Here is a 19,369-nt window from a genome sequence, read left to right as displayed (position 1 = left end):
GGGAGCGACACGATGAAAACGAAATTTCGTATATTAGCAGCAGGGACGGCGCTTGCGACAGCATTGGTCCTGCTTAATGGAAGTGCTTATGCGGCGACCGCTGCGGAGCCGGCCTTAATAACCGAGCGGACGAGTGCTGTGATGATCGTTCAAACCATCGGGAAAATCAGTCAGCCTTGGGGGCTGGCCGAGGCAGAAGGCGGCGGGTTGATCGTCGTGAGTGCAGGAAGCAACCAAGTCAGCATGTGGCAGAATAACAAGCTGACGGCGGTTACGACACAGACGGCAAGCGGCTATTTGGATGGAACAACGGTTAATTCTACTTTCAATCACCCATCGTACTCCGCGGTGAGCAGCAAAGGCGTAATCTATGTGAGTGATACAGATAACCATGTAGTGCGCAGAGTGGTGAAGGAAAGAGTGTATACGGCTGCCGGTAACGGCAAGTCCGGCTATAAGGACGGCAAATTCGGTGATGCGCAGTTCAATGCTCCGGCGGGCATTGCGATAGATGCTAAGGATAATGTTTATGTAGCGGATACGCTTAACAACGTCATTCGTATGATCTCCCCAGAAGGCGTTACGACGACTTTCGCCGGAGTGGCTGGCGAAGCGGGCGGTTACAAGGATGGCGGCGCAGCTGAAGCCAAATTCAACGAGCCGATGGGTCTTGCTTTCGATGAGAAAGGCGGCTTATACGTTGCGGACAGCGGCAATCATTTGATTCGTTATATTCGGGATGGAAAAGTAACGACGGTTGCGGGCAAATCGACGGCGATCGATGCAAGCACTGGTTATATGGCAGGCGGCTACGTGAATGGAACAAGCGCTGATGCGCGTTTCGACCGTCCTAGAGGACTTGCTTATGCGGATGGAGTTCTATACGTCGCGGACAGTCTTAATAACCGCATTCGGGCCGTACAGGCGGGGAAAGTGATTTCTATTGCAGGCCAAAGCGCGCCTGGCGACGTCGTTGGGAGCGCAGACGCAGCGCGGTTCAATCAGCCTTCCTCGCTGCTTTATTCAGCGGGCAAGCTGTACATTGCCGACACGCTGAACGACAGCGTGAAGCAGCTTGAGGTTGACTCGAAGACACTTAAACCCATTATTACTAAACAAGAGCTGGTGGAGGGAGCTGAGCTGCTCCCTGCTGGCAAGGATGTGCAGGTGTGGTTGGAAGGCAAACAGGTCAAGTTTGCGAACGCCCAAAAGCCGTTTAAGAAAGGCGATAAAACATATTTGCCTGTTAGAGCGGTATTCGCGTCTTGGGGCGCGGAGGTTAAATGGAACGCAGCTGCGCAGGAAGTGCAGCTAGCGAAGCAATCATGGAAGCTGACGCTCAAGGTGAATGCCAAACGCACTGTTATTTTGGAAAAGGGCGCATTATATGTCGAGGCAGACTATTTGGCGGATGCTGCTACCTTTCTGCTAGCGCATGATGCGGAATTTAATGCTATCATTATGGCTAGTGGGCAATAAACCGCCTAACTCCCTTTAGCTGGAATGGAGGCAGTGCCATGACTTCAGGAAGCCATTCGCAAAACAATGTAGACCGATTCTCGGGATTCGAAAATGATTATGATCAGCATCGGCCGAAAGCGCCGCAAGCCGTCATTGATATTTTGACGAGCTATCTCGGCCGCAGGCCTAATTTGGTGGCTGATGTCGGCTGCGGAACGGGCCTGTCATCCTACGTGTGGCAAGGCCATGCCGATCGGATTATCGGCTTTGAGCCGAATGACGATATGAGAGGCAAAGCGATTTCGAGGCTGCCTGAGCAAGGCGGCGAAGCGTCCATATCGTTCGTCAAAGGTTATTCGGACAAGCTTGCTTTGGATGCGGAGAGTGTTGATGTGCTGACCTGCTCGCAATCCTTCCACTGGATGGAGCCGGTTAGCACGCTGCGGGAATTCGCCCGTGTGCTTAGGCCGGAAGGGGTATTCGCAGCTTACGATTGCGACTGGCCGCCAACGCTGCACTGGGCAGTCGAAGCGGAATATAAAAAGCTTATTGACCGATCAGAGGAGATTATCAATAAGCATGTGCCGGAGAAGGATCGGGCGAGCAAGCGCGATAAGGAAAAACATTTGACGCATATCCACAACAGCGGCTTGTTCCGCTTCTCGAAGGAAATCGTCTTCCATAACTTAGAGACCTGCGACGCCAAGAGGTATGTTGGTCTAGCCGTTAGCCAAGGCGGCATTCAGACTGTGTTTAAGCTGGGCTCGACGGAGCTGGATGAGCAGCTGCGGCAATTCCGGAGCAGCGTTGAGCATTGTTTTGCAGGAAGAAGCTTGGAAGTTAGGTTTAGCTATAGGATGCGCTTAGGCGTGAAATAACAAGGCGGAATAAAAATGTTGTCCGAATGGGTGGAAAGACCCTTCAGACAGCATTTTTTGTTGCTTGGAAATGACTGCCTATCGTATTTCCATGTATAATGGCAGGATGAACGGAGAGGTACATATTCGCTGGATGAACAGCTTCCTGATATTCCGGATCCCCCGCCCTGTCGTACAGGAGCGCGCGTAATCATAATATTGCGACAATGCAAAGAAGCAAGCTGTTAATGCCATAGGGGCACAAGCGGCTTGCTTTTTGCATTTCTAAAATGGGGGGGAGGGGGACTATGGCTTTGTGAATATTCCGCTTTTCAACATAAACAGTCTATCGTTAGTAGTGTCGTTCATGGCTAACCTCCGGGCTTCAGTGAGTGTTAACATATTCATGCCAGCGCGCTTATTGTTTAATAAACAGATAAACGGCGTAGCCGATCGCCGCCGCTATCAGTCCGACTGCTGCCGTACAAGATAAAAGTCGAAAAAAAACTTCCCACTTATCTTTTTGGATGCCTCGAATGTCCGGTTCCTCGTTCCCCTGCGTCTCTTTTGGCCCAAAATGATCCTGACGGGGCTTAATGATGGATCACCCGCTTTCTTTATTACTTTTCTGCAAGCTGCTTATATACGACTAGAATGGTGCTTCTTTGGTAGGTATTGCCTGATGTAGCGGTTTTGATCATGGAGCCGTAACAAATATTAATGACTTGATCATCGTTTAGCTCCGCTAGAAACTCGTTAGCTCTCTTCTCGGCAAACACCGTATCCGTATCAATAAATTCTTTCACTTGAATCATGTTGACTTCTCCCCTCCTTCGTTTCCAAATAGACAGATAGGCACCCCGCCGAAGTAGCGGAATGCCTGCTCACGTCCACCATAGCATTGGGGAATGAGGGTGTCAACCGGATCGGGGAGATTGCTATGGGGGATGAAATGGACGCTAATTATGTAAGTGGTATTCAGTGATACATATTTGCGTCATGTTCATGTTATATATATCGTTTTGGAATGTACTGGATTTTATATTTTGAAAATAGTTTGCTTATTATTTACTAAAATTACTTTAGAATATAAAAGGCGAGGCTATCTCGTCTCATGGAAAAGAAAAATATGAAATAACAGGGAAATAGAGCTGAATGTATTCACTGATTTGTCGGTGTATTACCAATAATAATACAGTTTTAGCGAGATGGAATGAATGAATTTTTTTACTAAATTCAGGGAGAGAAACTAACAAATGTATCGTCTAATATAGTGAGAAAATCAGTAAAAATAGAGGTAAAATGAAGTTAAAAGCAGATGTATGCGATTTTTTGGACTATTTTAGACTTGTTAGAATACCTAACGTAAAATAGACTAATTAAGTAGAACAGAGAGAAATATATAACATTGGAGGAGAATAACATGACACAAATTGTTAAGAGTGAGTTAGCTAAAAAGGTGCTCGTCCCATTGCTGGTGCTTTCGCTGTTAGCGGCGATGGTAGGCGTGCTGGCCAAAAACAATTTTGTCCGAGCGGAAGAAGCGCCAGGACTACCAACCTTTGATATTCCGGCTCTTTCATCTGAACATCAAGCATCAAGCTTGCCTAATGTTATTGTAGTAGCAACAGGAGGTACGCTTGCTGGTAAAGCGAGAAACGAGGACAAAACCAATTTCCAAAACTATGCTGCGGGCACGTTCAAGATGGCTGACCTGGTTGCCCAGCTTCCGAAACATAAAACGGCAGATGTATCCACCTTCCAGTTCGGCAATAAAGGATCAGGCGGATACACGATCAAAGAGCTTTACGATCTATCGCTAGCGGTAGATGCGGCGCTCGAAATTTACGATAGCGCAGTTGTAACGACAGGTACGGATACTATGGAAGAAATTGCTTACTTCCTAGACCTAACGGTACGCAGCGAGAAGCCAGTCGTTGTGACAGGTGCCATGAGACCTTGGGATGTTATTGGAACAGACGGTCCTGCCAATCTATATCAAGCGATTAAAGTGGCAGGCAGCGACAAAACAAAATGGTTCGGTACCGTTGTAATGCTGAATGATGTCATTTACGCGGCGCGTGAGGTTACAAAAACGAATGCACACCGCAATGATACGTTTGACGCTCCGATGTTCGGCGCGCTTGGTTATGTAGATGATCCGGCGGTTCGCATTTACCGTGCTCCTGCAAGAGCGGCGAAAGCAGGCAAATCAACATGGGCATCACCGTTTGATCTAAGAACGATTTCGAAAGACAGCCTGCCTATCGTAGAGATCGTATACAGCTACCAAGAAGCTGGCGGCGGTGCGATTCGCGGACTTGTAGCAGATGGGGCAAAAGGCATTGTAACAGCAGGTACGGGTGCTGGCGGCATTTCTTCGCAGCTAAGCACAGCGCGTTCAGCGGCAATTAAAGACAGTGGTGTCGTGTTTGTATCGACGACGAGAACGGGTTCGGGTTCCATCTATGACAGCGGCAGCGGCAATGTAATTGGCGGAGACAACCTTAATGCGGCACATGCCCGCATGATGCTGTTGCTTTCACTCGCGTTCACGAATGACGTTAGCACAATCAGAAACTGGTTTACGACATTCGGTACGCAGGATGTGGAAATTTCCGTTGATGAGAATACGGTATTGAGCACTTCCGTGGAAGAGCCGATCGTAACGGAACCTACTCCTGAGGTTGTGCTTCCAACGGCTACTGCTTCTCCGACAACGGAGCCGACAACAGCGCCAACAGCAGATTCGACAATTGAACCAACCACTGAGCCTGCAACAGAGCCGACGACTGAAACAGTACCGGTGACGCCATAAATTAGGGGAGGAGTACGGTTATGAACATAATGAACCAATCGAAAACAACGAAGAAAATTTTCGTTCCTCTCCTCATTGCGGCACTCCTAAGTACGCTGCTGATCGGCTACACAAGTTCAGCTCGTGCGGAGGAAGCGCCGGTGCTCCCGACCTTCGATATTCCGGCATTGTCTGCGGAGCATAAAGCTTCCGCGCTGCCTAATGTCATTGTTGTGGCGACAGGAGGCACGCTTGCCGGTCAGGTGAGGGGTAAAGACCCAACTAATTTCCAAAATTATGCTGCTGGTACTTATAAGATAGCGGATATGGTGGCAGAGCTTCCGAAACATAAAACGGCAGATGTATCCACCTTCCAATTCGGCAACAAAGGATCGGGCGGATACACGATGAAAGAGCTCTATGATCTGTCGCTAGCGGTAGATGCGGCGCTTGAAATTTACGACAGCGCGGTTGTAACAACAGGCACGGATACGATGGAGGAAATCGCTTATTTTCTAGACCTAACCGTACAGAGTGAAAAGCCCGTTGTTGTAACGGGTGCGATGCGGCCTTGGGATGCCATCGGAACGGATGGGCCAGCTAACCTTTATCAAGCCATTAAGGTTGCAGGAAGCAATAAGACGAAATGGTATGGTACGGTAGTTATGCTGAATGATGTCATTCATGCGGCGCGTGAGGTGACCAAAAGCAACGCGCACCGGATGGATACGTTTGAAACGCCGATGTTCGGTGCGCTTGGCTACGTTGACGATCCGGCAGTACGCATTTATCGTATGAATGCTCGGGCGTTAAAAGCTGGCGATGCGGATTGGAAATCACCGTTTAATCTCAAAACGATTTCGAAGGACAGCTTGCCGAAGGTTGAAATTGTTTACAGCTACCAAGAAGCCGGCGGCGGAGCGATTCGCGCATCGGTTGAGGATGGCGCAAAAGGTATCGTGACTGCGGGTACTGGCGCCGCGGGCATTTCGTCCAAGATGAGCACGGCGCGTGCTGCAGCCATTAAAGATCATGGCGTTACGTTCGTTTCGACAACGAGAACGGGCTCTGGTACAATTACTGGCGGCAGCGACGGCATTATTGCCGGGGACAACCTCAATCCGCAGCATGCCCGCATCATGTTGATGCTGTCATTGGCATTCTCGAATGATTTTAAAACCGTTAAAGGTTGGTTCGAGACGGTGGGCACGCAGGATATTGCGGTAGACGTGGCTGAAACGCCAACAACACCTACAACTCCAGGGGAGAATAGCGGTGGATCTGGCGGCGCAGTCAACTCAGGAGAGGTTACGATCGGCGCTGGAAGCTCGGGTACGCTAGGCCTTGATGACAGCGTAACGGTATCTATACCTGCTGGAGCGACGAAGGAACAGATGAAGCTGTCCATCACGAAGCTGACGGGCACAGGCGGAATTGTGGATTCAACGAGTCAGCTGTTATCTCCGCTGTTCGAAATACTGAAATCCGTTCCGGACAATTTCATTGTTCCAGCTACGTTAACCTTTAAATTTGATAAGGTGCTCATTAAGGAAGGCAAGAAGGCTTCCGTGTTCTATTACGATGAGACGAAGAAGCAGTGGATCGAAATGGGCGGAACGGTGAGTGGAAACACCATTACCGTGAAAACCGATCATTTCACGAAGTTTGCCGTATTCGCGGTAGATGAAATAGGAGCGAGCTTCACGGACGTATCCGGACACTGGGCAGAAGCGGCTATTCAAAAGGCTGTTGCTGCTGGTATCGTGAAAGGGTATGTGGATGGAACCTTTAAGCCGAACAATACGGTTACGCGTGCGGAGTTCTCCGTAATGCTAATGGGCGCCTTGAAAGCAGAAGGGGTAGGCGAGACGCTTGCGTTTGCCGATCAAGCAAGCATTGCGGCTTGGGCCAAAGATGCGGTTGCACAAGCGGTTAAGGCGGGAATTATTAGCGGGTATCCGGACGATACATTCCGTCCGAGCGCTAATATATTGCGGATGGAGATGGTGTCGATGATTGCCAAGGGATCGAAGTTAACCTTAGACCCAGATGCAATTACAAGCTTTGCCGACAACAAGGACATTCCTGCTTGGGCAATGAGCGCTGTGAAAGCCGTGAGCGACAAAGGCATTATACAAGGGCGGACGGGCAATGTGTTCGCGCCAAAAGCTACCGCTTCGAGAGCGGATGCGATTACCGTCATTATGAACATGCTCGAAAGCAAATAGCGGAAAAGCGCAGCTAGCGAGAAGACGGCTCCTCAGGTCTGAATAGACCTTGTGGAGCCGTCTTTTTGCGTACAGGAAAGGATAAGGGTTTGCTCATCCTTTCGCTGTACGTTTCGCCGAAACGATAGCGTCTATTGAAAGGGCGTCTTCAGTCCTTTCTTTTTATATTAAACAATAATGGGGCATTACACTCCGGCTTGGCGCAGCAGTTGTGCAGTCTCGGCTGGATGTGAAATGGGAAAATGATGACCACGCTCTAGTCTTTTAACGGGGAGATGGCTATAAGCTTGGGGCAACGTGTAATAGCGATCCAGAAGGCCCCAAGCGATGTGGGTTGGGACGGTATTCCATTTGGCTGGCTGGAGCTTGAAGGTATCGCTCTTGGTCAAAGCAGACAACGTATCAGCTAGCGTTGCCCGTACTCGCGGAGACTTGAGCTCATCTAAGACAAAGTTCGTATAGCTGGCGGGAATTTGCTCATGAGACTCGAAGCAGCCCTGATTAATGAGTGAACGATCCAAAGCATGACGGGACAGCTTGGAGAGCATGAACCGGTTTATGCTGGGCAGGCGATATCGTGCGTAGGTTGGATGGAGCGCGGGCTGCAGCAAATGCATAGACTGAATGCGTTCCGGGATAGCCTCCATCACTTTCGCTGCCAGCAGGGCGCCGTAAGAATGTCCGACTAGCGTAATGGGCTGAGATTGCTCGGTAATCGCTGCTATAATCGATCGGACATGCCCTTCAATGACGCCCTCGGATTGGTGATGATAGGGGCTGCGTCCAAAGCCAGGCAAATCAGCGATCCAAACATGGCGCTCATGAAGCTCTGATGCGAGCGGTATGAAGCAATCTGCTCCGCTGAAGGTGCCGGGCAGCAGCAATATCGGATTGCCGCTTCCCTTTTTCTCCAGCGTAGCGAGAGGTCCTCGCTTTCCGCGCGAAAAACCAGGATGGATAGATTCGCTATGCGATAGGCGATAATCGAGATCGGCAACGACATGTGGGAGTATAGCGCTATTCACCGAAGTGGCCTGCTTGTGCGCGAGTTTCATGCGCTTTGTCGCTTCTGTGGGAAAAGGTGTATTCACAATGAAGCTAAGCGATTGCTGCGGGATGCCGAGCTTGCTTCCCAATGGGCCGCCCAATAGTCTGTTCAATAGGGGCAGGGAGATTGAGCCGATAGGCGCTCGAAGGCGAAGCTCCTTGTTCATTCCTTGAATCAGCTCGGTCATGTTAGGACTGCTGCCTTGCTCGTCTAATAGGTAGTACGTTTCGCTGACGGGCTGCGGCTCATCGACGAGCGCTGTAATGAATGCTGCGGCGTGGTCAACGTGGACGAGCGGGAGCCAGTAGCTGCCGCCTCCGGGAACGGTCCCCATAAGCTTCAGACGAGCGGCGGCGACGAGAATGCCGAGTCCGCCTATTTGCTCGGTATTGCCGGTCGCGGAGTCTCCGATGACGACGCTGGGGTTGACAACGGAGAGAGGATAACCGTGCAGTTTGGCTTGTTCCCGAATATGAAGGTCAGCCCTTATTTTCATGCGTTCATAGGGGGATTCGTGCTCAAGCAGCTTATGGATGGCGGCTGGCTGATCCATATTCTGATCGGTAACGGGACTTTTGAAGCCGACGACATGTATGAAATGCCGCAGCTTTCCGTTTATATGCGCGTCTGAGGCTAGCTTGCTCAATTGGTCGGCAGCATCTAGAAACACCTGCTTGGCTTGCGACTCGCCCAGCATAATATCCATCGGGCCTCCAGCATGAATAATGATGTCAGCTTGGCGTATGGTTTGATGGTCGGCCTCGGATATCCCTAGTCCAGGCTGGGTTAAATCTCCGACTATGGCAGTTACCAAGCGGAAGGCCTCTTCGTCTAACTGATCATGGAGCACGGATAGCCGCTGAGTCGAGCGCATTAAAGCGGCGATCTGATGACCGTTCGCTGCCAGTTGTTTAATGACCTCGGTACCGACAAAGCCGGTTCCTCCGGTGATGAATATATGGGCCATGGCGGCTCAGCTCCTTTGGTTTTTAGTACTAAACAGTACTAATTTGACTAAAAAAATTACTTTAGCATGGAAGCTAAAGTATGAAGTGATTGCTGCATTATTTTTGATTCTGGCTGGGCATGCTGCAGGAAAAGTCCGCCTTCGATCGTAGATAGGATTAAAGCGGCCGTCTCCTGCGGCTGCAGACTATCGTTGAATTCTTTGGTCGCTATGCCTTCTGCAAGCAGCTGCTCCAGAACGGTCAGCTGCTTCGTGAAGAATAAGCTGATCTGGTTGCGGGCGGCTGCTGAATCAAGAGGCGTCTGTGTGTAGAGCGTTAAGAAAGGGCAGCCTCCCAGGCAATCGATGTCCTGCTCGATAAGCACCTGCATCAGCCTCATAAGCCGTTCCATGACAGGCAGCTCCGTCTTGGATGCGATATGGGTGATGAGGGCTTCGTATCGGGACGTTAACCTTTCGATTATAGCGGAGAGCAGCTCCTCTTTGCTTTTGAAATAATAATAGATATTCGTTTTGGAAACTTTGCTCTCCGTGACGATATCATCCATGCTTGTGACGAGATAGCCTTTGCTTAGGAATAGGGTCGTTGCGGCTTGCAGTGCGATTTCGCGGTTAGCGTTTTTTGGTTTGGCGTTCATGATTAGTACTATATAGTACTAATCATGAATGTGTCAATGGGCAGGTTTGATTGGTTAATACAGGTTATGACGCCCTTCCCACCATCCGACCGAAATGACCGCGGGGGCAGGGTGGTTCATCGCGCTCGTTAGCGTGAATAAAATGGCTTTGCCGGGTCCGATAATCCAGTGTCCGGCTTTTTCACTGGATATGCTTGAATAAGAGGGGATTACCCGAGTGGAAACAGGCGTTGCGGCAAGTGCAGTGGTGTCAAGGCCGCTTCCGAATTGGATCTGCCCGAGCGGCAGCGGCGCGGGATGCAAGGCGAGGTTCGCCGATGCAATCTCATGCGATTGCATGCCATGTGAGGGCAGGCTCGAACAGAAGCATATTTGTGAAACGAGCTTGTCATCCGATAAGTTGCTAAGGACATAAAGGTCTAAGTAAAGATGAACATCGGAATGCAGCGGATTGACCAGCGCTCCCCAAGTGCGGTTGGCGTCCGTCGGATTCAATTGATCCGTTTCTCCTACGAAATATTTTCCTTGCAGCGAATGATGGAGTGAGTTTGCAACATGGACTACGCTGGCAGGCCCATAACCGTACATGATTCACCATCCTTTGCGGCGGACTTATACTTCACCATATGACGAAATTTCGGTAACATGCCTCCACCCAGCTCAGGTTATGCGACATGGGCTTGGCCGCGTAAGGTAAGATGTTTTCTAAGGCATGGGCAACAAAAAGAGGATGGCTGAAACGAAACGGGTACCTATAGCTGAGTGCACTTTATCAAGTGTCCTCGGCTATAGGTACCCGTTCGGAGCCGTCCTCTTTTTTATTCCGTTTTCTTCGGTTCCTCGAACGTCATGCCAAGCGTATCAACCGTCACCTTTTTCATGGAAATCGGAGATTCTGGCCTATCGTTTGCTCCGGTCGTTTGATTAACGATCTCATCAACCGCTTCCATGCCCTCCGTTACTTTGCCGAAGGCTGCATACTCGTTGTCGAGCGAAGGCGCGTCTGCGACCATGATGAAAAATTGCGAGCCACCGGTATCCGGATCCTGCGTGCGGGCCATGGACAATATACCGCGCGTATGTTTCAGCTTGTTCTCGAAGCCGTTGCTGTTGAATTCGCCGGGTATGCTGTAACCAGGGCCGCCCATTCCGGTTCCGTCCGGATCGCCGCCCTGAATCATAAAGCCTGGGATAACGCGGTGGAATATAACGCCGTCATAAAAGCTTTTATTAATAAGAGAAATAAAGTTGTTTACAGAGTTCGGAGCAACCTCCGGGTAAAGCTCTAGCTTGATGACCTTGTCATTGCTAAGTTGGATCGTTACGACAGGATGCTTGTCTGATCCAAGAAGTACAGGGCCGTCTTCGGCAGGTGCTTCAGTAGGCGGGTTTGTAGCGGCAGCGGTATTCCCGCCGTCTGATCCCGTTGTCGAACCGTTATTCGTGCTTTTCGTTCCGCCACAGCCTGCCGCTACTAGAACCAATGCGAAAGTAAGGAGCAGCATCATGCCAAAGCGTTTGTTTTTCAACAACATTTCCATATCCTCCTTAAATGTGCGAATGCTGCACAGCTTCGAATCATGCTGATTGCGTACATTCGCCTTTTTTAAAATGCCGCCAAAGGATGGCGATAGCCGTTTGCGCTTGTCCAAATAGTATAATAGCATATTGCTGGAATTAATTGCGAATATGTTGCGGTTTACTCAGGCTAGGCGAATGTGGGGAGGAGGAGAATTGTTCCGAGCAGTGGGAAACAAACATAACAACATAACAAAATAAATAATAATAAAATCATTTAAAGCCTATAAAAGCTAGTTTAAACCATTTTTTTGTGAAGAAACGATCGATATACTAATTATAAAGCGCTTACATCCAATACGTATTGGCAATAACAAAAATAACAAATAAACAGGAGGATTCGGATGAAAAAAGTACGCAAATGGGTTGCGGGAGTTATTGCTCCGATGCTTGTTCTATCGCTTGCCATGCCCGTGTTCGCTCAGACGGAAACAGAAGACACGCAAGGACATTGGTCGCAAGAAGCCATTGAGAGATGGCAGTCCAACGGTGTTATAAAAGGTTATTCCGATGGCTCCTTCGGGCCGAACAGGACAATAAACCGTGCAGAACTGGTGACGATCATTAATGCCTCGCTGGGCTTTCGATTGCAATCGGAGAAGTCGTTTTCGGATGTCGCACCCTCTGCGTGGTATGCAGAAGCGGTTTCTGCCGCACGCGAAGCGGGTTATTTTGAGGGATATCCTTCGAATGTAGCAAAGCCGCTGGATGCGGTAACTAGGCAGGATGCCGTCGTGCTATTGGCTAAGGCTTTCCGTCTGAAAGGAGTTGGCAGCGCTTCCTTTAAGGATAAAGCTGACATTGCCGAATATGCGAAAAAAGCGGTAGATGCTCTATCCTCCGTACTCGAAGGGTATGGGGATGGCTCGTTCAAGCCTCGTAATCCATTAACGAGGGCGGAGCTAATAGCCGTTATCGACAAGCTGGTTGCTGGGTATTATCCCAAAGCAGGCGAGTTTGCAGGAGGATCAATCGCAGGCAATGTCGTTGTGAATCAAGCGGATGTGGTACTCAAGGACATGACGATAAACGGCAATCTGTACGTAACCTCTGCGGTAGCGGACGGAGACGCCAAGCTGGTGAACGTCACGGTGAAAGGTGAAACATTCGTATGGGGCGGGGGAGAAAATACGGTATCGTTTGATCATTCTACGCTCGCGGGTGTAGAGGTAGAACGTAAGGATGGGCCCGTACGCGTTCATTTCAGCCAAGGCTCGACCGCTCAGCGTATGACAGCGAACGGCATGTTTACGCTGGATCTTGAAACAGGCACGAATGTGGGTGAGCTGACATTGCGTGCAGGTGCCAAGGGCAGCGCTATTAAAGGGTTGGGCGACGTGAAAAAAACGGTTATTCAGGCGGATGACGTCAAGCTGAATGGGGTGAGCCTTCCGATAGGAGAAGCTGTCATTAAGGATGGAAAGACAGTGAATGCAACAGGCGACGGAGCCGGTTCTGGCGACAGCGGCGGGGATAACGGAGGAGGCCAGGCAGAGCGGGTGGAGGATTTGGTAGACCCGGATGCTACTGCATTCACAAAGTCGTTGTTTGCCTACTTGGATGATGTGCGCGGTCAACAGGTGCTCTTTGGCCAGCAGCATGTAACGACTGAGGGCATATCCTTTATTAATTCGACCGAGACACAATCGGATGTGAAGAAGGCGGTAGGTGATTTCCCTGCTGTTTTTGGCTGGGACACCGGCAGTCTGGAAGGCAAAGAGAAGCCGGGGGTCGCGGGCGATACGGAGCAGAGCAGAATCAATCTCGCAGCAAAAATGAAGGAAGCGCATGAGCTTGGCGGCATAGTCGCGTTAAGCACCCACTTTCCGAACTTCGTAACGGGTGGCAGCTTTAATGATACGGCGGGCTCTGTCGTGCAGCATATACTGCCGGGAGGCGACAAAAATAGCGAGTTCAATGCTTATTTGGATCTTATCGCCGAGCTGGCTAACAATCTTAAGGACGGTAACGGCCAGTTGATACCGATTCTGTTCCGTCCTTTCCATGAGCAGAATGGAGGCTGGTTCTGGTGGGGGGCCAAGACGACGACAGCTAGCGAATATGTTGAAATATATCGGTATACCGTTGAATATTTGCGGGATAAGAAGAACGTTCACAGCTTGTTGTATGTTTACTCGCCGAACGGTGCTTTTTCGGGAAGTGAAGACACTTATTTAACGACTTATCCCGGCGATGACTACGTGGATATTCTCGGCATGGATCAATATGACAACCAGCAAAATCCGGGAAGCGATACTTTCCTGAGCTTGTTGGTCAATGATCTGGCTATGATCTCGAGGCTGGCGGATGCCAAAGGGAAAATTGCTACGTTCTCTGAATTTGGCTATAGTCCGCAAGGGATGCTGACACAGGGGAATATGGATTTGAATTGGTTTACGAAGGTGCTTGCCGCTATCAAGGCAGATCCGGATGCAAGAAGGATTTCGTACATGCAGACGTGGGCCAATTTTCATCTGAACGGAAATTTGTTTGTGCCTTATCGCGATGCGCCGACGCTTGGCGATCATGAGCTGCTTGACGACTTGGTCGCTTATTATAATGATTCATATACCGCATTCGCGGCAGAAGTCGGCGATGTATACGGCAAGCAGGTTAGAGCGGCGGAGGAAAAGCCTTCCCTGCATATTGTGTCGCCTGTCGATCAAAGCACGGTCAAAGAAGCGGATATGCTAATAAGGGCTAGGGTGCTGCATGCAGCGCCGACCAAGGTCGTGTATGTAGCGGAGGGCTCCGCATCGGAGATACCAATGAGCTTGGATGACGACGGCTATTATTCAGCAAGCTGGTCGCCAGCGGGCGAGCAGAATGGCAAAACGGCGTCGGTTACGGTAAAGGTGTATAAGCAAGGCGGCGTCGTATTGGAGCAGTCGGTTCTCGCCTTCATTAAGGTGGACGAGCTTCCGCTCCGCTCGTATACATTCGATGATTCAATCGACGGTATTCAGAATAACGGGACTTGGCCGGCTGCAATGGGACTTTCGCTAGCGCATGCATTGATAGGTGGGAATGGCGTGCTGCAGCTGAATGTAACGGGAGCTGTGCCAAGCGAGAATTGGCAGGAATTTAAATTGGAGCTGACAGATGCGGCAAGCGCTGTTCCTTTGGCATCTGTAAACCGCGTGAAATGGGATGTGTGGATTCCGGCAGCAGCGGGTGCGGCTAATGCGAATGCAAGTCTGCGTACGGTCGTTATGCTCCCGCCGGATTGGTCGGATGAAGGCAAATATGGCATGCTGACGACGGAAGAAAAGCTTTCGGAACTAGAGACAGTAACAATAGAAGGTGTTGTGTACGCACGTTATTCTGCGGTGGTCAACTTGAATGATGCCGCCAAATCTGCAGAGGCGACGAGCATTGCCTTATCGTTGATCGGCAGTGGCTTACAGCTTGACGGTCCGATTTATGTAGATAATATTCAGCTGATCAGCAGTTATTTTGAAGCGCCGGTCATCCCGTCACTCGTTGATGATTTTGAAGGTTATCAAGGCGTGAACGCTGCACTGCAGGCCAAGTTCGTGAAAGCGGGAGGCGACACGGTTGCGGTAAGCCTTGATCCTTCGCATGAGAGCGGCGGCGAATATGCCATGAAATTCGATTATACGCTTGGCGGATCAGGTTATGCGGGCATCACGAAAGGACTCGGAGGCGTGGATTGGTCGGCCTTTAATAAGCTGAAATTCTGGATCGTTCCGGATGGATCTAATCAGAAGCTGGTTATTCAACTGAAGGTAGACGGCGTTTCATATGAGGCTTACCCATCGCTTGCAGGTGCAAAGGGAGAGTGGGTTTCACTGCACTTTAATGAGTTCGCTGTTGCGCCTTGGGATACGGGCAATGCCGGCAAAAAAATCAATAAAGCAAGCCTCAAAAACGTGCAGGATTTCAATATTTATGTGAACGCGGTATCGGGAGCAATGCTTAGCAGCAGCTTGTATTTCGACGATATCGAGGCGATTAATGATGGAACGGGCGGCGTTCCGAACGGAGGAAGCGGAGCGGGTAGCACGCCATCGCCTGCGGGAGTATTATACGATTTTGAGAGTGATACCTCTGGCTTTAACGTGGAATCCAACGAGGCGAGCGCTATGGCCCCGGCAATTACGACGGATGCTGCGACATCGGGGACGCATTCACTGAGCGCTTCCTTCAGCTTGACGGGAACGGGCTTTGAACTCGCGAAGGCATCGGCACTGGATCTATCGGCGGTAGATGGCGTTAGCGTTAAGGTGAAGCTGTCAGCTGGAACGGCCAATGTGCGGTTGTATATTAAAACGGGAACGGGCTGGAGCTGGTATGACAGCGGAACAGCGGTAAGCGTAGACTCAACCGAGTTCAAGACGCTATACATTCCGTTAAATGGCGTAGCTGACCGTGATGCGGTGAAAGCGATCGGAATCAAGATTGAGCCGACCGGAGGATCGGGCGAGGCTTTTGTTTATGTGGATGAGATTGTACTTAGTGTGAGCTAGACGTATACGAAAGAGAGGGAAATACCCCTGAAGCGATGGCGCGAGCCGACGCTTTAGGGGTATTTCAATTTCTAGTAGTTGTAGCGTTTGAAGGTGGCATCGCTCTTGAGCGTTGCTGCGCTTGCTGCGTTGACGGTAGACAGCTGTAGCACGTAATTATAGTGTCGTATGAAATTGCCGGGCTGGCTGTACGATTCATAGGAGGCCTTGGCGCTATCCGCCCAGCCGGCAACTTGGTTGAAGGTGGCATCGCCTTTGAAGGCGGCGGTTCCGGTGAATGGCTGCAGCGCAATCTGGTTGCTTGCGTTGCGAGCTAGGTAATACCCCGGCAGGTTCATTGACTCAAAGGAAACGCCGGATGCGCTTGCCAGCCCTGGCACGATGCGGAACTGGGAATCCAGTGTGGGAGATACGTTCTCGTCGATGCGGGCCGCATAGTTGTAGTGCCGAACGTAGCGGGTGGAGAAATTATGGGATTCCAGTCTGCTGTAGCCGGTCGCGTCGGCGGTTGCCGGACCGAGGAGGCGGATTTCATGTACCGTAGGCGTGTACCAGTTGTTAGGGTTGTTGAACAGTACGGCATTCACAAGGTTGATGCGCACGTAGCGGGCGGTGAAACGGACGGCATCGGTCGTGAAACCGTATTTTGTATTGCCTGTCCGGTCAATCGCGGAGTAATTGACGCCATCATTGCTGACCTCGATTTTATATTTGTAGTACGCCTCAGAGCCTTTATACATAAACCAGGAAATATCGACCTCTGTAATGGTCTTCGGAGCACCGAAATCAACCTGCCACCATGCTGGCCAAGAGCTGCTTGAAGCTGCCCAGCTGGTCTGGGCATTGCCGTCGTTGGCGTTCGTGGCTGAAGAGCCTGTGCCCGTTGAGCTAGCAGTCGCTGACTTGCCCTGCGCGTGGTTGACTAAAGATGGAAGAGTTACGGAGCCGGTTGCGGCATCGATGCTCCATGAGCTGTACCAATTCAGCGAAGCGGTTGCGCTTGCGTCGTTTAAGGTAAGCGGCAGCCAGATGTAATGATGGTCGCTTAAGTTGAGAGGGTTCCAGCGATCGCCCATATACATATAGGAGGTTGTGCTGCTGCCGGTGATGGTAGCGATGCTGTGGATTTGCGAGCCGTAAGCGGCGGGGTCGCCGAATGGCGATAGTGCCGACCAAGAGCCGGTCATTGATGTAGAGGTGGCGTAGCTGCCTTGATTTGGATACCAGCCCGAGGCTTGCGAGGTGAACAAATAATACGTATTGTTCTTTTTCACAACAGCAGGGGCTTCGCGGTATCCGTTCTCGAATACCCAGCCTACAAAGGATTGGACATTCGTATAGCTGCTATTGAGCTGGAAAATAGCCATCGTATCATTCGTGCCGCCGTTTTTCTTCGACGCGGTAACCAAATAGGCGGTACCGTTCGTGTCGACGAAGACGGTCATGTCCCGAGACTCGTAATCAAGAGGGCGGAAGCTTCCTTGATAAGTGAAATTGCCGTCAGGCGTGCTGCTTGTCGCAACCGCTACGCGGCCGAGCGAATAATCGGTGCCGTTCTCATAATGCATCCAAAGTACGTATTTGTTCGTTGCTGCGTTATAAATTACCTTTGGCCTTTCGATTTTGCTGGAGTTCAGCTCAGGCGCAGAGGTTTTGGTCAATATGCTGTTGCCTAGCGTCCAGTTTTTTAAATCGGTTGAAGTGTACACGTTTACCCGGTCGAACGTCCAGTTCACTGCTTTCTCGCCGTACATGTAGTAAGTAGAGCCCACCTTCAAAATATTGCCGCTGTGAGCATCGATCGGATTGCCGGCCGTATCGAGCCATTCGGTCCCGTTCGTTATGCTGACGCTTGCTGCGTCTGCGTGCTCAAGCTTGATTCCCGCATACGTTAACGCGATAAGTAAACACATGATGAGCATAGAGAGTAACCTTTTTGGGGCTGTACGCATCCTTCATTTCCCTCCTACAAGAGATAGATGATCCACTGCCAGCAGCGACCCGTCGCATATTGCAGCAATTCACTGCGTGCATGGGGATCTCAATATCAAGGTAGTTCATTTTGTAAACGCTTACAAGTGAAGAAAGTAAACATTTGTGAAATAAATGGTCGTGCACAATGTGAACGATTTGTTTGGTACGAAAGAAGGGGCTCAGATAGGCGATAAAGCAGGGGAATAAGCGGGATTATGGTGAATATACTGGAATGGATAAGCTGTGGAGACACGTAGAATGGACGAGTCGGCATGGCCAATTGAGAGAGAAAGGATTCTGGCTATGAAGATCATATTTGGAATAATGGGCTTCCTGATTATTGATTTATATATGAACCTCATCCCGCAATTATTTGATCTCCGGCAGGCGATGCCGTGGCTGCTATATGCAAGCTTGTTTTTTGTGTTGGTTCATTGGGTGGCTAAGCTGACCGGTCTCAGGGGGCTGGGGGAGCTAGGCTTAACGGGTCATTACGGCTGGAAAAGAAATGTGCGAATCGGCTTCCTGCTCGGAGCCTCGGCTTGGGCGGCGATGTTTGGTTTTTTGTCATTGTCGGAGGCTCTTCATATAGAGGGCTTGCGAGGCGCGCCTAGCGCTGCGGCATTCCTGTTAAAAGCATTCGCTGTCGCTTTTCTGGGCTCGCTAATGAATGAGCTGGTGGTCAGGGGCTATGTATTCGCGCATCTTAAAGGCAAATTAGGCAATGGCTATCTCCTGCTTCTTGCAGCTTGTCTTTATGCGCTTGACGATATCTGGCTGTCGGGCTTCCGCGCTTCGCAGGTGCTGGCTTCGATTATGCTCGGCCTCTCCCTTGGCTTTGTGCTGCTGCGAACGAATTCCATCTGGATGAGTGCGGGTATCTATACGGGCGTGAGCTTTGTATCTAGCTTGCTCTACGGCATTCCCGGCCATTCCGATGGCAAAGGGCTTCTGGTCGTGGCAGATGCGGGACCTGGAAACCTGATTGATCATGCGCAAAGCTATACTGCTCTTATGCTGCTGTTTATTATCATGCTGGCTTTTCGCCGATTGCGCATGAATAAGGCGGCCATCGAGCGATTATGAGAATGGAAGAGGGACGCGACTTTGAAAGAAGGTGTTGCGTGATCTAGTGTTATTCGCTATAATCACTTTAATTCAGACGAAGGGGTGAAGCATCATGTACAAATTACAATTCAACCAGCTTCATCATTTCATTAGGCGTTAGCACACCTGATCAACATTCAGGGTGGGCTAGCGCTTCTCGCGTTGGCCTCCCTGCAGCATACGATGCGCGCAGGACCATGGGGTCCTGCGCGTTTTTTTTATTC

12 protein-coding genes are annotated in these 19,369 nt (G+C 50.4%); 6 read left to right on the top strand and 6 right to left on the bottom strand.

Annotation, left to right across the window (positions count from 1 at the left end; translation table 11 throughout):
• Positions 1–12 precede the first annotated feature (12 nt).
• The gene (locus tag AB4Z29_RS26750; protein ID WP_441946028.1) at positions 13–1,479 is read left to right on the top strand and encodes a stalk domain-containing protein; all 1,467 of its coding nucleotides are present in this window, start codon (positions 13–15) and stop codon (positions 1,477–1,479) included.
• A gap of 38 nt (positions 1,480–1,517) precedes the next feature.
• Entirely contained in the window at positions 1,518–2,339 is an 822-nt protein-coding gene (locus AB4Z29_RS26745) for a class I SAM-dependent methyltransferase (RefSeq protein ID WP_441946027.1), read from the top strand.
• A gap of 599 nt (positions 2,340–2,938) precedes the next feature.
• Here AB4Z29_RS26745 and AB4Z29_RS26740 read toward each other — a convergent pair.
• Positions 2,939–3,133: a sporulation protein Cse60 gene (locus tag AB4Z29_RS26740; protein WP_441946026.1), complete on the bottom strand. Its 195-nt coding sequence runs from the start codon at positions 3,131–3,133 to the stop codon at positions 2,939–2,941.
• Positions 3,134–3,741: 608 nt separating this feature from the next.
• On the opposite strand from AB4Z29_RS26740, the gene AB4Z29_RS26735 reads away from it, so the two are divergent.
• Together AB4Z29_RS26735 and AB4Z29_RS26730 are read left to right on the top strand one after the other, a co-directional pair.
• A complete protein-coding gene (locus tag AB4Z29_RS26735; RefSeq protein WP_441946025.1) occupies positions 3,742–5,136 on the top strand; it encodes an asparaginase in 1,395 nt (464 codons plus the stop codon).
• A 20-nt stretch (positions 5,137–5,156) separates the two neighbouring features.
• Positions 5,157–7,343, top strand: coding sequence for an asparaginase domain-containing protein (locus AB4Z29_RS26730; protein ID WP_441946024.1), 2,187 nt, complete (start codon positions 5,157–5,159; stop codon positions 7,341–7,343).
• A gap of 185 nt (positions 7,344–7,528) precedes the next feature.
• Here AB4Z29_RS26730 and AB4Z29_RS26725 read toward each other — a convergent pair whose 3' ends face one another.
• The 4 genes from AB4Z29_RS26725 to AB4Z29_RS26710 form a co-directional block, all read right to left on the bottom strand.
• The gene (locus tag AB4Z29_RS26725; RefSeq protein WP_441946023.1) at positions 7,529–9,358 is read right to left on the bottom strand and encodes an alpha/beta fold hydrolase; all 1,830 of its coding nucleotides are present in this window, start codon (positions 9,356–9,358) and stop codon (positions 7,529–7,531) included.
• Positions 9,359–9,414: 56 nt separating this feature from the next.
• Positions 9,415–9,996, bottom strand: a complete 582-nt coding sequence (locus tag AB4Z29_RS26720) for a TetR/AcrR family transcriptional regulator (protein ID WP_441946022.1) — start codon at positions 9,994–9,996, stop codon at positions 9,415–9,417.
• 54 nt (positions 9,997–10,050) lie between these two features.
• Complete coding sequence (locus tag AB4Z29_RS26715) at positions 10,051–10,584, bottom strand: DUF6143 family protein (protein ID WP_441946021.1); 534 nt, start codon at positions 10,582–10,584, stop codon at positions 10,051–10,053.
• A 230-nt stretch (positions 10,585–10,814) separates the two neighbouring features.
• Positions 10,815–11,531 (bottom strand): peptidylprolyl isomerase, encoded by a 717-nt coding sequence (locus AB4Z29_RS26710; RefSeq protein WP_441946020.1) that lies wholly within the window; start codon positions 11,529–11,531, stop codon positions 10,815–10,817.
• A gap of 387 nt (positions 11,532–11,918) precedes the next feature.
• Between AB4Z29_RS26710 and AB4Z29_RS26705 the strand changes: the two genes are divergently transcribed.
• Complete coding sequence (locus AB4Z29_RS26705; protein ID WP_441946019.1) at positions 11,919–16,064, top strand: glycosyl hydrolase; 4,146 nt, start codon at positions 11,919–11,921, stop codon at positions 16,062–16,064.
• Positions 16,065–16,135: 71 nt separating this feature from the next.
• On the opposite strand, the gene AB4Z29_RS26700 is transcribed toward AB4Z29_RS26705, so the two are convergent.
• Positions 16,136–17,977 carry an AbfB domain-containing protein gene (locus AB4Z29_RS26700; RefSeq protein WP_441946096.1) on the bottom strand — a complete coding sequence of 614 codons (1,842 nt, stop codon included), beginning with the start codon at positions 17,975–17,977 and terminating at the stop codon, positions 16,136–16,138.
• A 319-nt stretch (positions 17,978–18,296) separates the two neighbouring features.
• Between AB4Z29_RS26700 and AB4Z29_RS26695 the strand changes: the two genes are divergently transcribed.
• Entirely contained in the window at positions 18,297–19,124 is an 828-nt protein-coding gene (locus tag AB4Z29_RS26695) for a CPBP family glutamic-type intramembrane protease (RefSeq protein WP_441946018.1), read from the top strand.
• Positions 19,125–19,369: the final 245 nt, after the last annotated feature.

The sequence above is a fragment of the Paenibacillus sp. 2TAB23 genome (genome assembly GCF_052115165.1).
In the GTDB taxonomy this organism is placed as follows: domain Bacteria; phylum Bacillota; class Bacilli; order Paenibacillales; family Paenibacillaceae; genus Pristimantibacillus.
The sequence above is the reverse complement of the archived record's forward strand: the minus strand, read 5'-3'. Positions and strand labels throughout refer to the sequence as shown.

Excerpts from the sequence above, each read along its gene's own strand:
- AB4Z29_RS26750 (WP_441946028.1), top strand. The coding sequence starts at position 13 with ATGAAAACGAAATTTCGTATATTAGCAGCAGGGACGGCGCTTGCGACA.
- AB4Z29_RS26730 (WP_441946024.1), top strand. The coding sequence starts at position 5,157 with ATGAACATAATGAACCAATCGAAAACAACGAAGAAAATTTTCGTTCCT.
- AB4Z29_RS26745 (WP_441946027.1), top strand. The coding sequence starts at position 1,518 with ATGACTTCAGGAAGCCATTCGCAAAACAATGTAGACCGATTCTCGGGA.
- AB4Z29_RS26700 (WP_441946096.1), bottom strand. The coding sequence starts at position 17,977 with ATGTGTTTACTTATCGCGTTAACGTATGCGGGAATCAAGCTTGAGCAC.
- AB4Z29_RS26710 (WP_441946020.1), bottom strand. The coding sequence starts at position 11,531 with ATGTTGTTGAAAAACAAACGCTTTGGCATGATGCTGCTCCTTACTTTC.
- AB4Z29_RS26740 (WP_441946026.1), bottom strand. The coding sequence starts at position 3,133 with ATGATTCAAGTGAAAGAATTTATTGATACGGATACGGTGTTTGCCGAG.
- AB4Z29_RS26705 (WP_441946019.1), top strand. The coding sequence starts at position 11,919 with ATGAAAAAAGTACGCAAATGGGTTGCGGGAGTTATTGCTCCGATGCTT.
- AB4Z29_RS26720 (WP_441946022.1), bottom strand. The coding sequence starts at position 9,996 with ATGAACGCCAAACCAAAAAACGCTAACCGCGAAATCGCACTGCAAGCC.
- AB4Z29_RS26735 (WP_441946025.1), top strand. The coding sequence starts at position 3,742 with ATGACACAAATTGTTAAGAGTGAGTTAGCTAAAAAGGTGCTCGTCCCA.
- AB4Z29_RS26695 (WP_441946018.1), top strand. The coding sequence starts at position 18,297 with ATGGACGAGTCGGCATGGCCAATTGAGAGAGAAAGGATTCTGGCTATG.
- AB4Z29_RS26725 (WP_441946023.1), bottom strand. The coding sequence starts at position 9,358 with ATGGCCCATATATTCATCACCGGAGGAACCGGCTTTGTCGGTACCGAG.
- AB4Z29_RS26715 (WP_441946021.1), bottom strand. The coding sequence starts at position 10,584 with ATGTACGGTTATGGGCCTGCCAGCGTAGTCCATGTTGCAAACTCACTC.